The sequence below is a fragment of the Jeotgalibacillus sp. JSM ZJ347 genome (assembly GCF_044383825.1).
In the GTDB taxonomy this organism is placed as follows: domain Bacteria; phylum Bacillota; class Bacilli; order Bacillales; family Jeotgalibacillaceae; genus Jeotgalibacillus.
In genome coordinates, this window is the sequence record NZ_JBISEN010000002.1 from 514,952 (window position 1) to 528,327 (window position 13,376).

Here is a 13,376-nt window from a genome sequence, read left to right on the forward strand (position 1 = left end):
CATGAGTAAAGCGTATGTATTGCATGAAAATGATGAATGGACGGTTCATTTAACGAAGCGTCTGGAAGAACTGAATGTACCTTATGAAGTATGGCACCTTGATGAAGGGATTGTTGATTTGACAGAAGAACCGCCGGAAGGCATTTTTTACAGCAGAATGAGCGCATCTTCACATACGCGTGGTCACCGTTTTGCACCAGAATTAACAGAATCAGTGCTTGCATGGCTGGAGCAGTATGGCAGAACTGTACTAAATGGGTCCCGCGCACTGCGTCTTGAAGTAAGTAAAGTCAATCAATATACGGCACTTCAGCTAAATGGAATTAAAACACCTGATACGATTGCAGTGGTCGGACGCGAGCAGATTATTAAAGCAGCAGAGAAGCTTGATAAGCCATCATTTATTACAAAGCATAACCGCGCCGGAAAAGGGCTTGGCGTTCAGCTGTTTCATTCAATTGATGCGCTGAAGCAATATGTGCATAGTGATGATTTTGAGCTGCCGGTTGATGGGATTACACTGATTCAGGAATACATTGAATCACCGGAGTCTTATATTACACGCTGCGAATTTGTTGGCGGTAAGTTTGTCTATGCGGTCCGCGTGGATACGTCTGAAGGTTTTGAACTGTGCCCGGCAGATGCATGTCAGATTGACGACCTGTTCTGCCCGGTCGGTGAAGAAGTGGAGGAGAAGCCAAAGTTCCAGGTCGTAAAGGACTTCAATGAGCCACTCTTGATCACGCAGCTTGAATATTTCCTTGCTAAAAATGATATTGCTGTCGCGGGGATTGAGTTTATTAAAGACGCTGCAGGCGAGATTTATGTGTATGACATTAACACGAATACGAATTATAATGCAGATGCTGAAGCGGCATATGGTACGTATGGAATGTTAGAGCTTGCGAAGTTTCTGAAGAAGAAGCTTGAGCGTGAGTATTCGGTTGTGGAAGCTTAACTTTATCTCTAAAAAATCCGGGAACAATTTAAATGTTCCCGGATTTTTATTACATAATCTGCTCAGGTCCGCCGGTCATAATGATTCCCCGGCCTTCAGGTGTATCCTGAACATCAAGTGTGAGTTCTTCAGCGACGAATAAAATCTGCGGATCAATTGCTACTTTAATTCCGTTAATCGTCTGAATCACATCATTTTCTTCCGGGACATCGAATGACAGACCAATTTCGGGACTGCCTTCTCCCTGTCCGGCAAAATAAACGCGGATGTTTTCAGATTCATATTGGTGAAATAGCATTTTGAAAGCTTCTTTTGCTTCATCTGTGATAATCATACTTGTCTTCCTTTCTCGCTTTAGCTTATACACTTATGATGTGCGAAAAGGCATAGAAACGCAAGTATGATGCTGTTTATATGACAGTAATCACCAACTGTTTTATTTGCCAGTCTCAGCAAATTCTTTAATTCTTGACCCAATTTCATCGCGTACACGCTGGAAGAAAGCCCATTTTTCTTCATCAGTGCCTTCAGCTTTGGCAGGGTCATCGAAGCCCCAGTGCTCACGTGTCACGTGTGGTGGTGTAACCGGGCAGTGGTCAGCAGCGTGCCCGCAAAGTGTTACGACAAGGTCAGCATTGTTCAAAATTTCCGGGTTAATTGTGTCAGAAGTCTGTTTTGAAATATCAATACCTGCTTCGTTCATTGCTTTGACTGCGTTCGGGTTAAGTCCGTGCGCTTCAAGTCCTGCACTCAGCACGTTCCACTCATCGCTTAGATATTTTTTCCCCCAGCCTTCCGCCATCTGACTTCTGCAAGAGTTACCTGTACATAGGAAATATAATGTTTTTTTAGACATGAGAAACACTCCTTAATTTTGTGTACTTTTGAGCCGCGGTCCCTTTTTGTGGAGGGCTGCTCTTTCCTGCCCCCGGGCGGGAGTCTCCGCCCTCCACAACGAGGGACCGCTGAGATTTATATAATATCTAGTGATGTTTTAATAACACTTCATAAAATACCTGAGAAGTATGCACAGAGCCTGAAACGGAGCTCAGCGGTCCGCGTTATTTATAGAATAATCAATAGCCACACATACAATCCAAACAACGTGATAAACAATGTTGGGATTGTAAGGATGATCCCTACTTTAAAGTAGTAGCCCCAGCTGATGTTGAAGCCTTTTTTGCTCAGGACATGCAGCCACAGTAATGTAGCGAGTGAACCGATTGGTGTTATCTTTGGACCTAGGTCAGAACCGATGACGTTTGCATAAATCAGTGCTTCTCTGACTGCCCCGGTTGTAGCTGTTTCCTGGATTGCCAGCGCGTCGATCATTACGGTTGGCATGTTATTCATAATTGAAGACAGGAATGCAGCAATGAATCCCATACCCATCGTGGCAGCGAGCAGTCCGTGGTCAGCTGTTGCATCCAGAACATCAGCAAGCAGGCTGGTCAGACCGACATTTCGCAGGCCGTAGACAACGACATACATACCGATTGAGAAAAATACAATCGCCCAAGGCGCATCTTTTACAACAGTGGTCGTATTCACAGCAGGGCTTCTTCTTGCAATCAGCAGGAAGATGATCGCGATGATGCCGGCAATGATTGATACCGGTATCTCAGCGAATTCACTAGTAAAATAACCAACCAGTAAAATAGCGAGTACGCCCCATGAAAGGCGGAACATCTTAGGATCCTTTAGCGCTTCATTTGGCTTGCGAAGCTGTGATAGATCATAATTTTCCGGAATGCTTTTACGGAAAAATAGCCAGAGCACTAAAAGACTTGCCCCGATACTGAAGAAGTTCGGAATAATCATCCGGCTTGCATATTCTGCAAAGCCAATGCCAAATACGTCAGCAGAGACAATATTCACAAGGTTACTGACGATCAGCGGCAGGGATGCTGTATCAGCAATAAATCCGCTGGCCATAATAAATGGTAAGATCATCGCTTCTTTAAAGTTCAGATTTCTCACCATTGCAAGTACAATCGGCGTTAAAATCAGTGCAGCGCCGTCATTTGCGAAGAAGGCCGCAACGAGTGCACCGAGTAATGTGACGTAAATAAACATTCTGATACCGCTGCCTTTGGCAAACCGCGCCATATGCAGTGCGGACCATTCGAAAAAGCCAATCTCATCTAAAATTAATGAAATAATGATGAGTGCAACAAATGTCAGGGTAGCATTCCAGACGATCGCTGTTACATCAGCTACATCTTGCATAGATACAACGCCAAGAATCAGTGCAATCACAGCACCACCCATTGCAGAATAGCCAATGCCAAGACCCTTAGGCTGCCAGATGACAAACGTTAACGTAAAAAGAAAAATCAATATTGCTAAAAATACATCCATGACGAGACTCCTTTAAATTTAGTTGCAGGAAACACGTTTCCCTTGCTCGATCAGCTGTTCAAGATGATGATCCTGCGTGGGCAGCTGTTCTAAAATGCTGCAGATCATGTCATATCCTTCAAAGGATTCATTCAGCGAGTAAACAATCCATTGTCCTTTTCGCTGCTCCTTAATCATGCCAATGTCCTTCATTTTCCGGACGTGCTGGCTGACTGAAGGCTGGCTCATCTGAAAAATTTCAACGAACTCACATACACAGCAATCATGATCTGCGAGTATACGGAGCATCGTTAAACGGGTTTTATCACCCATCAGCTTTAAAGCGGTTGACGCTTTTTCAATCGAAATGGCTTCCTTTGCGAGCATGGCTCACACCTCCATTTAGTTCATCCGCTGATTAGTATATAGGCATATGCTTATATACGCAAGGTGAAAAGCTAAATTTCATTGTAAATTTTATATGACAAGGGGAGGATGTAGCAATGATGGTCGAAGTTGTAGCTTAATGCCTTCAGGATGTAGCGATACACCCGGGAAGTTGTAGCAGTTTATACCGAACTTGTAGCAATCCCGTGGCATCCGGTAGCAATTCCCGCCCTGACTTCATATTCGGGCATCTTCTTTACAGCACTAGACCCTCATCATGCCCCTTTGAAAATTGACAGCGTTTCAGATAGAGCTTTCAGGGAAAATATGAGATAGTAAACAAAACCGGCACGAAAGGGAGATGCATCATGGAGGGATTTCCGTTATTCAGTACATCACTGATCTTAACCGTGGTTACAATTGCAGTCATCACAGCAGGAATACTATATATTAGTAAAAGAGAAAAAAAGTAGGAGGATCTCATGACACAAATCGGGTTTATCGGGTGCGGTAAAATGGCACAGGCAATGATCGGCGGCATGATCCGCTCTAAAACGGTCAAACCGTCATCCATCATTGCAAGTGCAACAACAAAAGACACCAGAGTAAAAGTATCAAACCAGTTTGGGATAGAAGTGACCGGGGACAACAGCAAAGTAGCAACTGAAGCCGATCTTCTTTTTCTCGGAATCGTACCAGGTCTGCATCAACAGATCCTTGAAGAAATTAAAGCACATCTCTCAGCAGATACAGTGATTATCACAATCGCAGCAGGACTGACTACAGCTGATATTTCTGCATTTGCCGGCAAAAAGCTGAAAGTCATCAGAACGATGCCGAACACCCCATCACTTGCAGGAGAAGGAATGTCGGCAATTAGTAGCAATGACGAAGTAACAGAAGAAGAGCTCCAGACAGTGCTTAAACTGTTCCGTTCATTCGGCAAAACAGAAGTCATCTCTGAGGATCTCATGGACAGCATTCCTGCAATCAGCGGTTCATCACCAGCCTATGTCTACATGATGATTGAAGCAATGGCAGACGGGGGCGTGCGGCAGGGTCTGAAACGTGACCAGGCATACCGCCTCGCAGCGCAGGCCGTACTCGGCGCAGCAAAAATGGTCTTAGATACCGGCAAACATCCGGGAGAACTAAAAGACCAGGTCACATCACCAGGCGGCGCCACGATTGCCGCAACAGAGGCGCTTGAAAAGCATCGTTTCAGAGGCGCGATTTTGGAAGCCATGGAAAGCTGCACAGCAACCGTAAAAGAATTAGGCAATAAAAAATAAGCAGCGCCACAGCCCTGCTTATTTTTTATTCATAAATACATATAAACTTTAAGTTTAATCTATCTTTCAACTCTCTCAAAATCAAAAGAAAGAGAATGTAGAGGCCTGCTATCCAGCTGGTGATTGGAGAGCAGGACGGAGACTCCTGTGGCAGGAAGGGACAGGTGAGACAGAGCATGGCGAAGCCTGCTGGCTCATCGCCCGGCCACGGAAAGCGCAGTCCTGCCCGGAAATCACCAGCGGCTTTTCAAGAGTAAACTACGCGTTCACCTTCTCGCTCCACTCCTCAACATTCCACGTCCTAGTCGCCCAATCTTCATAAAAATCAGGCTCGTGGCACACAAGCACAATCGTTCCATTATACGCCTTCATTGCACGCTTCAGCTCTTCTTTCGCCGTCACATCCAAATGATTCGTAGGCTCATCAAACAGCAGCCAGTTACTCTCATGCATCATCAGCTTACACAGACGTACCTTCGCCTGCTCGCCACCTGACAGCTGGTTCATCTGGCGAGAGATGTGCTCATTTTTCAAACCGCATCTCGCAAGCGCAGCGCGTACCTGATGCTGATCCATCCCAGGGAATTCGCTCCATACATCCTCAATCGGCGTAATTGCTTTTGGCTTCATTTCCTGTTCAAAGTAAGATGGGTACAGGAAGTCGCCGTGAATCACTTTTCCGCCGATTGGATCAAGTTTACCCATAATCGTCTTCAACAGCGTTGATTTACCAACACCGTTACAGCCGACAACAGCGATTTTCTCGCCGCGCTCAATTTCAAGCGTCATTTTCGGCAGAAGCGGCTCGTCATAACCAATCTCAAGGTTCTCAGCTTCCACAACATAACGGCTGCTCCCGCGTGATTCCTTGAATTCAAATGTTGGCTTTACAGCTGTTTCTGGGCGGTCAATCCGCTCAATTCTGTCCAGCTGTTTCTGACGGCTTTTCGCACGGCCGGTTGTAGAATAACGCGCTTTATTTTTCGCGATAAAGTCTTCCTGCTTTTTTATGAAATCCTGCTGCTTTTCATATGCCTGCAGATGCTGATTTTTATGAAGCTCAGCAAGCTCAATAAATTTATCATAGCTTGCTGTATAGCGGTTCATACGTGCAAACTCGAGGTGCAGGATAATATCCACTGTATCATTCATGAAATTCGTATCGTGGGAAATCAGCAGGAATGCATGCGGATAATCCTTCAGATACATAGACAGCCAGCGGATATGCTCAACATCCAGATAGTTGGTCGGCTCATCCAGCAGCAGTACTTTCGGTTTTTCAAGTAACAGCTTTGCCAACAGCACTTTCGTACGCTGGCCGCCGCTGAGTGCTGATACATCACGGTCAAGACCGATCGCATCAAGCCCGAGTCCGCGTGCGACTTCTTCGATTTTAATATCAAGAGTATAGAAATCACCTGCATCCAGCGCGTCCTGGATCTCAGCCATTTCTTCTAAAAGTGTTTCAAGCTCTTCAGGAGATGCGTCTGCCATTTTGCCTGTGATTTCATTTAATTCCTCTTCTTTTTTAAAAAGAGGAAGGTAGGCATCTCCAAGTGTTTCACGCATCGTACGTCCGGGTGTCAGCTGTGTGTGCTGATCCAGATAGCCGTAATGCGTGCCAGGCAGCCACTCCACTTTTCCTTCATCGTGGATCAGTTCACCCGTTAATATATTCATCAGCGTTGATTTACCAACGCCGTTAGCACCGACAAGTCCAATATGTTCACCGGCTAATAACCGGAAAGAAACGTCTTTAAAAAGTGTGCGGTCTCCAAATGAATGGGACAGCTTACTTACAGTTAATACGCTCATGTTTTCCTCCAATATAAAAGTCTTCCTCCATCATAATAGATGTAACCTTTTCCTGCCACCTTAAAAAACTTCGGAAGCTGTAAAGTTGCGTGCGCAACTAAATGGGTCTATACTAATTCAGCAGTGATCTAGAAATGAGATGATTAGAATGAAACAGGCACATACAGCCGGACGATGGTTATCAACCGTGCACCGGTACAGCTATATTTTCTTAAGTAAGACCTTTGCCGAGTACGGAATCGGGCAGGGGCAGATTAAATTTTTGATGATGCTGTTTGAACGTGACGGGTTGACTCAGGAGTATATGGCAGGTGAGCTCAATATTGATAAAGCCACCGTTGCGCGTGCGATCCGTAAGCTTGAAACGGAAGGTTACGTGAAAAGGATGCCGCACGAATCTGACAGAAGGTCCAATTATATTTACCTGACTGACAAAGCGAAAGATATTGAATCATTTGTTAAAAAAGAAATGGCGTACTGGACTGAAACGTTAACATCCGGCTTTACAGCAGAAGAGCAGCGGGTTGCGATTGACCTGCTGAAACGGATGGCCGGTAATGCAGTAAAGGAAGTTGAAGGAAGGGAAGAGGTGGCATCGAATGAAACAGCAAAGTGAAAGGCTCGGAACTGAAAAAATTCCATCACTGATGGTCCGTTTTTCTGTACCGGCTTTTATCGGAATGTTTGTGATGGCGTTTTATAATATTGCAGATACATTTTTTATTGCAAGAGGGATCGGAACGGTAGGGGTGGCAGCACTGTCTATTGCTTTTCCGCTGCAGTTGATTATTACCGCATTTGCAGCTGCAATCGGAATTGGCGGAGCGTCGATTATTTCCAGGCGTCTTGGAGAAGACAGGCTGGATGAAGCGAATAAAATTTTTGGAAATGTGATCTGGCTTGTCGGTTTCCTGAGTGTATTGATGGTTGTGATCGCACTGACGTTTTTAGAACCAATTCTGATAACGTTCGGGGCGACTGCAGAGATTTTACCGTATGCAGCAGAGTATTTATCAATTATTTTATACGGAGCGATTTTCCAGGCATTTGCAATGTCGATGAACAATGTTGTGCGTTCTGAAGGTAATGCTAAGATGGCGATGCTGACGATGGTCATTTCAGCGGGACTAAATATCGTGCTTGATCCGATCTTTATCTTCACGCTTGATATGGGTATGGCGGGTGCCGCGATTGCAACTGTCATTTCACAGGCTGTTGGTGCGATCTGGCTTTACCTTTACTTCCGTGCAGGAAAGAGCTCACTCGAATTCAGATGGATCGGACTGCTGCCGGACTGGCGTGTGGTGCGTGAGATTACACAGATCGGCTCGGCTACGTTTGTCAGACAGACTGCAGGGAGCCTGATGTTTATTGCGGTCAACTGGATGCTCGTCATTTATGGCGGGGAGTCAGCTGTTGCGATTTTCGGGATCATTAACCGGATTATGATGTTTGCGATCATGCCTATGTTTGGAATCGTACAGGGAATGCAGCCGATTATTGGATTTAATTATGGTGCGAAGCTGCATCACCGCGTAAGTGAAACGTTAAAGCTTGGCATCGGCATCTCAACAGTGATGGCGATCATTGTCTGGGCAGTGACAATGACGTTCCCGGGCGCTATGATGTCAGTCTTTTCAACGGATCCTGCTGTTATTTCAGGAGGAGAGGAAGCGATGCGCTTTATCTTCCTGATTGTGCCGATTATCGGCTTTCAGATGGTCACAGGCGGACTGTATCAGGCACTTGGAAAAGCGAAAATATCATTTATCCTGTCTATGGCAAGGCAGCTGATCTTTTTAATTCCGCTTGTGTTAATCCTGCCAACTTTCTTAGGGTTAACAGGGGTCTGGCTTGCCTTCCCGATTGCAGACGGGCTTGCATTTCTGCTGTCACTCTTCTTTGTCTGGAGAAACCGCAAAAATCTATTTCAAAAAACGCCTGTTCATACGTTACGTCAGGCGGAAGCTCACAACTGAACATAAAAAATGTCATTCTCATGCGTATTCGCATAGTGGATGACATTTTTTTGTTCAATTACATATCTATTCCTCAAGTTTTCTCAGTTCAGACAGTTCATCCTCTATCAATGTGAGTCTTTTCTGAGCTGAAGCGCCGTCACGTCCTACTGATTCAAGTTTCTCGAGGTCATCTTGGGCTCTGATATATTCCATCTTTAACTCAGCGATTCTGTTTTGAATTTCACTTTGTGTCATCATGATCCCTCCATTTTTTCATTCTAACAAATAATCTTTCTGATAAACAAAAATTGTCTTATTTGTGCTTACAAGAAAAAGAAGTAGGGTAAAGAATAGAGTATTTTCAGAAAATTTAGAGGAATTTTGCGCTTAATTGTTGAAAAGATGATAATGTACAGTTTTTTGATGATTTAACTGTGTTAAAGATCATTGTTGTTTCAGCCACTTTTACAGAGTTAAAAAGGGGGACAGGGAAATGTTCAAGCCATATCAGTCTGAAAGAAATTTTGATGAAATGCTTGAGAAAGACGGCTCAACAAGAGCGCACTATCAGGACTTTCACAAAGTCATGGACCAGTTCAGTGAAGCGGAACTGAGAGAAAAGCACGAAACTGCCCAGCTCAGCTTTTTAAGACAGGGCATTACATTTACTGTATATAACGATAATGTCGGTACAGAACGCACCATGCCTTTTGATTTCATTCCAATTATCATGCCGCCTGAAACATGGACAATGATTGAAAAGGGAATGAAACAGCGTGTGGAAGCACTGAACCGTTTTCTCGATGATATTTATCATGACGCTGAAATCGTCAGAGACGGTGTGATTCCAAGAGAATTTGTTGAACAGAATCCTTACTATTTAAAAAAACAGGTAACAGGTATTGATGTACCGCTGAAAAATCATATTTTCCTTGCAGGTATTGATTTGATTCGTGATCAGGAAGGTACATACCGCGTGCTTGAAGATAACCTGAGAAATCCTTCGGGGATGTCCTATGTCTACCAAAACCGATACGTCATGCGTCAGGTTTATCCTGAATTTTTTAACCGCCACAGTATTCATTCACTTGAACATCAGCTTTCCCATATGTATGAGGCAGTGCTTGATCACTGTCCGATTAACTGTCTGAGTGAGCCAAGGGCTGTTCTGCTGACGCCTGGTATGTATAACTCGGCCTATTATGATCATGTCTTTTTAGCGCAGCAGATGGGAATCGAACTCGTTGAAGGGCGTGACCTTCACGTGAGAGACAATATTGTCTATGTCAAAACGATCCGCGGCATGCAGCGCGTTGATATTATCTATCGCAGAATTGACGATGATTTCCTTGATCCGCAGGTGTTCAAAAAGGATTCTGCGCTTGGCGTGCCCGGTTTAATGAGTGCCTACAGAAAAGGCAACGTTTCGATATTAAACGGTGTCGGAAACGGTGTTGCAGATGATAAAGCGATGTATGCATTCGTACCTGAGATGATCCGCTATTATCTCAATGAAGATCCGATTATTCCAAATGTGGATACGTATTTTATGAGAAATATTGAACAGCGTAAGTGGGCGCTTGAAAACCTTGATCAGCTTGTTGTAAAAAATGTCGGTGCATCAGGCGGCTATGATATGCTGATCGGCCCTCACGCAACAAATGAAGAAATTGACCGTTTTAAAAAGAAAATTGAGGAAGAACCGCATCAGTATATTGCACAGCCAACGATTCAGCTTTCAAGAGCACCTGCATTCCAGGACGGACGATTCTACCCTTGTCACGTTGACCTTCGTGTTTTTGTGATGAGAGGAAAGAAAACGCACGTACTGCCTGGAGGACTTTCACGTGTCGCATTGAAAGAAGGGTCACTCGTTGTCAATTCTTCGCAGGGTGGCGGAGGAAAAGATACATGGGTACTAAAAGGAGGCGAAAGCAACCATGCTGAGCAGAGTAGCTGATTCACTTTACTGGATGTCACGGAATATTGAGCGTGCTGAAAACAATGCGCGGGTACTTGGTGTACAGTTGATTCAGATGCTGGAAGCCTCATCAGAAGAGACGCTTGCCCGCCATGACTGGGAGACGGTCCTTGAGATTTGCGGATCAGTTGAGCATTTTAACCGCCTTTATCCTAAAATGAGTACAAATCATCTGATTGATTATCTGGCTTTTTCAGAGAATAATCCGAATTCGATATTAAGCTGTATTAAATACGCAAGAGAAAATGCGCGGACAACACGCGACAGCATCCCAAACGATTTATTTGAAGTCTGGAATAACCTATATCTTGAAATGACCGAGATGAAAATTTCTGAAGGATCATTAAGAGATATTCAACACTTCTTAAACAGGGTGAAAATTACAGCGCTGACTTCACACGGCATTGTGGATTCCATGATGACCCGTGGCGTTCCTTACCGTTTTTTTAATATTGCCAAATGGCTTGAGCGCGGGGAAAAGACAGCACGTATCCTGAATATATTAAACGACCGTTCCACTGCTGATAAACAAAAAGCAGACGGAACAAATTATTACTACTGGCGATCAGCACTGCAGCTTGTAAATGGGTACGAGGAATATCTGAAAAAGTATCCGCCTAGAATGAATGAACGAGATGTATTGTCATTTTTAATATCAGATTTTTCATTCCCGCGATCAATTCAATATTGCATAGACCATATCAGAGAGTCGATTATTTCTCTGGAAGGCGGCAGAGTGTCGCATTATTCATGGAGAATGTATGCGGCGCTGGACCTGATCATTGATGAGTTTGATGAGCGTAAAATCAGGTCGCTGGAAGAAGGAGGAGTCAGTGCTTTTCTGGATGATTTCCAGAATAAGTGTAATGACATAGGACGAATCTTTTCTGAGACTTATTATCTCGTCGAACCTTCAAAAACTTCTTGAAAGGGTAAGAACCAAGAAGAGAAACTGACAACACGAGGGAGCGGACGACCGATGAAATATGAAATTACTCATATCAATACATTTAATTATTCTACAACAGTCGATCAAAGTATGAACGAGATCAGGCTGAAGCCAAGAACAGATGAATGTCAGCGACTTTTGCAATACAGAACGGAACTGACGCCTGCTGCACTTACAAAAGAGTATCAGGATATCTGGGGCAATAACGTTGAATCATTTTTTATCGCTGAAATGCATCAGGCACTAGAGGTGAAAACCATCTCAACCATCAGTATTCAGCGAAGTCCGTTTATAGAGCGGATTGATTATTCCCCTGAAATGAAATCAATCTTTCATTCAAATATTTTCAGGCAGCAATATCTGCCGTTTTTAAATCAGACGGGCTATACGTTTGTTACGCAGGATCAGGTGAATAAAGTGATTAATGAAATTGGGAATACTGAAAACCCTGTGAGATTTTCACTTGATTTAATGAAATATGTATACGACATGTTCAGTTATGATCCTGGCGCAACAGATGTAAATACGAAAGCGACTGACTCAATTGAAGGGTGTAAAGGCGTATGCCAGGATTATGCCCACGTGATGATCGGGCTGCTTAGAGCTCATAATATTCCGGCGCGTTACATCAGTGGATACCTGTATGTTGGAGAAGATTCAGCGCTTATTGGTGATGCGGCGACCCATGCATGGGTTGAAGTCATGGTACCGGGGATTGGCTGGGTAGGACTCGACCCGACTAATAATGTTGAAGCGCTTGAGAATCATATCAGAGTCGGTGTGGGGCGTGATTATGCAGACGTCAGCCCACTTCAGGGCGTTTACCGCGGAGGTGAGCAGGAGCTTGATGTGAAAGTTAGTGTGAAGCTGCTGGATCAATAATCATAATAAAGCCAAAAGGTCCTGTGTTGGATGCTAACCAGACACAGGACTTTTTTTCTTTCATCAGCATATCCTGACCGCTCGCTTTGTTTAGATATCAAGATATTTGTCGATATAAGAATAAAGGCGGTGAACAGGGTGAAATCAAGAACCGCAGCAGTAATCGGCTCAAATACAGCAACAGGGAGAGAACTTATCAAGGAACTTTGTTCCCGCAGTATCTATGATGAAGTGATCGTCCTTTCAGAAAGCAGCATGACATATACCCACCATAAAATCAGTGAACGAATCATTGATTTCAGATACATTGAAGCGGGACATATCGGGCTTGTGGATGATGTCTTTTGCTGTGTGCAGCCTGACAATAACGATAAATGGTTTGACCCGCTGCAATTAGCTTCAGCGGTCAAAAAAAGTAACGCAACGCAATACCTTGCGCTTTCTTCTATGGGAGCAGATCCTCATTCGATTTTACAATTGAACCGGCTTTATGGCGTGTATGAACAGCAGCTGCAAAAGCTGAAACTTCCCTCACTTCATATTTTCAGACCTTCCATTTTACTGACAGACCCTGGTGAGTTCCGCGTAAAAGAGTCAGCAGCTGAAAAGGTGACATCTTTTGCAGGCTGGGCAATGACGGGTCCTTTTAAAACATATAGAGGTATCAGGGCTTCACAGCTCGCACTTGCAATGACTGAAAAAGCGCTGACTGGTCAGTATCCGGAGCTTGTCATTTATAAATCAGGTGACATCGAAAATACAAAAAGAAGTGAAATAGAGCCTTAATTCTTCTTAAAAACCAAAATTACTG

General features: G+C 44.1%; 14 protein-coding genes. 8 read left to right on the forward strand and 6 right to left on the reverse strand.

Annotated elements, in window-relative coordinates:
* The first annotated feature begins 1 nt into the window (after window position 1).
* On the forward strand, window positions 2–958 hold the full coding sequence (locus ACH6CZ_RS08350) for an ATP-grasp domain-containing protein (RefSeq protein ID WP_374096972.1): 957 nt from the start codon (window positions 2–4) through the stop codon (window positions 956–958).
* 49 nt (window positions 959–1,007) lie between these two features.
* Here the strand turns inward: ACH6CZ_RS08350 and ACH6CZ_RS08355 are convergent, their stop codons facing one another.
* The 4 genes from ACH6CZ_RS08355 to ACH6CZ_RS08370 all read right to left on the reverse strand — a co-directional run bounded on the left by ACH6CZ_RS08355 (window position 1,008) and on the right by ACH6CZ_RS08370 (window position 3,685).
* Window positions 1,008–1,292 (reverse strand): iron-sulfur cluster assembly accessory protein, encoded by a 285-nt coding sequence (locus ACH6CZ_RS08355; RefSeq protein WP_374096973.1) that lies wholly within the window; start codon window positions 1,290–1,292, stop codon window positions 1,008–1,010.
* A gap of 102 nt (window positions 1,293–1,394) precedes the next feature.
* On the reverse strand, window positions 1,395–1,814 hold the full coding sequence (arsC, locus tag ACH6CZ_RS08360; RefSeq protein ID WP_374096974.1) for an arsenate reductase (thioredoxin): 420 nt from the start codon (window positions 1,812–1,814) through the stop codon (window positions 1,395–1,397).
* A gap of 209 nt (window positions 1,815–2,023) precedes the next feature.
* A complete protein-coding gene (locus ACH6CZ_RS08365; RefSeq protein ID WP_374096975.1) occupies window positions 2,024–3,319 on the reverse strand; it encodes an arsenic transporter in 1,296 nt (431 codons plus the stop codon).
* An 18-nt stretch (window positions 3,320–3,337) separates the two neighbouring features.
* Entirely contained in the window at window positions 3,338–3,685 is a 348-nt protein-coding gene (locus ACH6CZ_RS08370) for an ArsR/SmtB family transcription factor (protein ID WP_374096976.1), read from the reverse strand.
* A 482-nt stretch (window positions 3,686–4,167) separates the two neighbouring features.
* On the opposite strand from ACH6CZ_RS08370, the gene proC reads away from it, so the two are divergent.
* Window positions 4,168–4,977: a pyrroline-5-carboxylate reductase gene (gene proC / locus ACH6CZ_RS08375; RefSeq protein WP_374096977.1), complete on the forward strand. Its 810-nt coding sequence runs from the start codon at window positions 4,168–4,170 to the stop codon at window positions 4,975–4,977.
* Between the two features lie 258 nt (window positions 4,978–5,235).
* Here the strand turns inward: proC and ACH6CZ_RS08380 are convergent, their stop codons facing one another.
* The gene (locus ACH6CZ_RS08380) at window positions 5,236–6,792 is read right to left on the reverse strand and encodes an ABC-F family ATP-binding cassette domain-containing protein (protein ID WP_374096978.1); all 1,557 of its coding nucleotides are present in this window, start codon (window positions 6,790–6,792) and stop codon (window positions 5,236–5,238) included.
* Window positions 6,793–6,940: 148 nt separating this feature from the next.
* Between ACH6CZ_RS08380 and ACH6CZ_RS08385 the strand changes: the two genes are divergently transcribed.
* Together ACH6CZ_RS08385 and ACH6CZ_RS08390 are read left to right on the forward strand one after the other, a co-directional pair.
* Window positions 6,941–7,408 carry a MarR family winged helix-turn-helix transcriptional regulator gene (locus ACH6CZ_RS08385; RefSeq protein WP_374096979.1) on the forward strand — a complete coding sequence of 156 codons (468 nt, stop codon included), beginning with the start codon at window positions 6,941–6,943 and terminating at the stop codon, window positions 7,406–7,408.
* Window positions 7,392–8,771 carry an MATE family efflux transporter gene (locus tag ACH6CZ_RS08390; RefSeq protein ID WP_374096981.1) on the forward strand — a complete coding sequence of 460 codons (1,380 nt, stop codon included), beginning with the start codon at window positions 7,392–7,394 and terminating at the stop codon, window positions 8,769–8,771. Before ACH6CZ_RS08385 ends, ACH6CZ_RS08390 begins: the two co-directional genes overlap by 17 nt.
* Window positions 8,772–8,837: 66 nt before the next feature.
* On the opposite strand, the gene ACH6CZ_RS08395 is transcribed toward ACH6CZ_RS08390, so the two are convergent.
* Window positions 8,838–9,008: an SE1832 family protein gene (locus tag ACH6CZ_RS08395; protein ID WP_173425097.1), complete on the reverse strand. Its 171-nt coding sequence runs from the start codon at window positions 9,006–9,008 to the stop codon at window positions 8,838–8,840.
* A gap of 238 nt (window positions 9,009–9,246) precedes the next feature.
* Between ACH6CZ_RS08395 and ACH6CZ_RS08400 the strand changes: the two genes are divergently transcribed.
* The 4 genes from ACH6CZ_RS08400 to ACH6CZ_RS08415 all read left to right on the forward strand — a co-directional run bounded on the left by ACH6CZ_RS08400 (window position 9,247) and on the right by ACH6CZ_RS08415 (window position 13,351).
* The gene (locus ACH6CZ_RS08400; protein WP_374096982.1) at window positions 9,247–10,713 is read left to right on the forward strand and encodes a circularly permuted type 2 ATP-grasp protein; all 1,467 of its coding nucleotides are present in this window, start codon (window positions 9,247–9,249) and stop codon (window positions 10,711–10,713) included.
* Entirely contained in the window at window positions 10,694–11,662 is a 969-nt protein-coding gene (locus tag ACH6CZ_RS08405; RefSeq protein ID WP_374096983.1) for an alpha-E domain-containing protein, read from the forward strand. Before ACH6CZ_RS08400 ends, ACH6CZ_RS08405 begins: the two co-directional genes overlap by 20 nt.
* A gap of 51 nt (window positions 11,663–11,713) precedes the next feature.
* Window positions 11,714–12,565 (forward strand): transglutaminase family protein, encoded by an 852-nt coding sequence (locus ACH6CZ_RS08410; protein ID WP_374096984.1) that lies wholly within the window; start codon window positions 11,714–11,716, stop codon window positions 12,563–12,565.
* Between the two features lie 138 nt (window positions 12,566–12,703).
* A complete protein-coding gene (locus ACH6CZ_RS08415) occupies window positions 12,704–13,351 on the forward strand; it encodes a Rossmann-fold NAD(P)-binding domain-containing protein (RefSeq protein ID WP_374096985.1) in 648 nt (215 codons plus the stop codon).
* Window positions 13,352–13,376: the final 25 nt, after the last annotated feature.

What these genes read in the sequence shown, in the direction of transcription:
- ACH6CZ_RS08390 (WP_374096981.1), top strand. Translation starts at nt 7,392, where the DNA reads ATGAAACAGCAAAGTGAAAGGCTCGGAACTGAAAAAATTCCATCACTG.
- ACH6CZ_RS08370 (WP_374096976.1), bottom strand. Translation starts at nt 3,685, where the DNA reads ATGCTCGCAAAGGAAGCCATTTCGATTGAAAAAGCGTCAACCGCTTTA.
- ACH6CZ_RS08400 (WP_374096982.1), top strand. Translation starts at nt 9,247, where the DNA reads ATGTTCAAGCCATATCAGTCTGAAAGAAATTTTGATGAAATGCTTGAG.
- ACH6CZ_RS08410 (WP_374096984.1), top strand. Translation starts at nt 11,714, where the DNA reads ATGAAATATGAAATTACTCATATCAATACATTTAATTATTCTACAACA.
- ACH6CZ_RS08385 (WP_374096979.1), top strand. Translation starts at nt 6,941, where the DNA reads ATGAAACAGGCACATACAGCCGGACGATGGTTATCAACCGTGCACCGG.
- arsC (WP_374096974.1), bottom strand. Translation starts at nt 1,814, where the DNA reads ATGTCTAAAAAAACATTATATTTCCTATGTACAGGTAACTCTTGCAGA.
- ACH6CZ_RS08355 (WP_374096973.1), bottom strand. Translation starts at nt 1,292, where the DNA reads ATGATTATCACAGATGAAGCAAAAGAAGCTTTCAAAATGCTATTTCAC.
- ACH6CZ_RS08405 (WP_374096983.1), top strand. Translation starts at nt 10,694, where the DNA reads ATGCTGAGCAGAGTAGCTGATTCACTTTACTGGATGTCACGGAATATT.
- ACH6CZ_RS08350 (WP_374096972.1), top strand. Translation starts at nt 2, where the DNA reads ATGAGTAAAGCGTATGTATTGCATGAAAATGATGAATGGACGGTTCAT.
- proC (WP_374096977.1), top strand. Translation starts at nt 4,168, where the DNA reads ATGACACAAATCGGGTTTATCGGGTGCGGTAAAATGGCACAGGCAATG.
- ACH6CZ_RS08380 (WP_374096978.1), bottom strand. Translation starts at nt 6,792, where the DNA reads ATGAGCGTATTAACTGTAAGTAAGCTGTCCCATTCATTTGGAGACCGC.
- ACH6CZ_RS08395 (WP_173425097.1), bottom strand. Translation starts at nt 9,008, where the DNA reads ATGACACAAAGTGAAATTCAAAACAGAATCGCTGAGTTAAAGATGGAA.
- ACH6CZ_RS08365 (WP_374096975.1), bottom strand. Translation starts at nt 3,319, where the DNA reads ATGGATGTATTTTTAGCAATATTGATTTTTCTTTTTACGTTAACGTTT.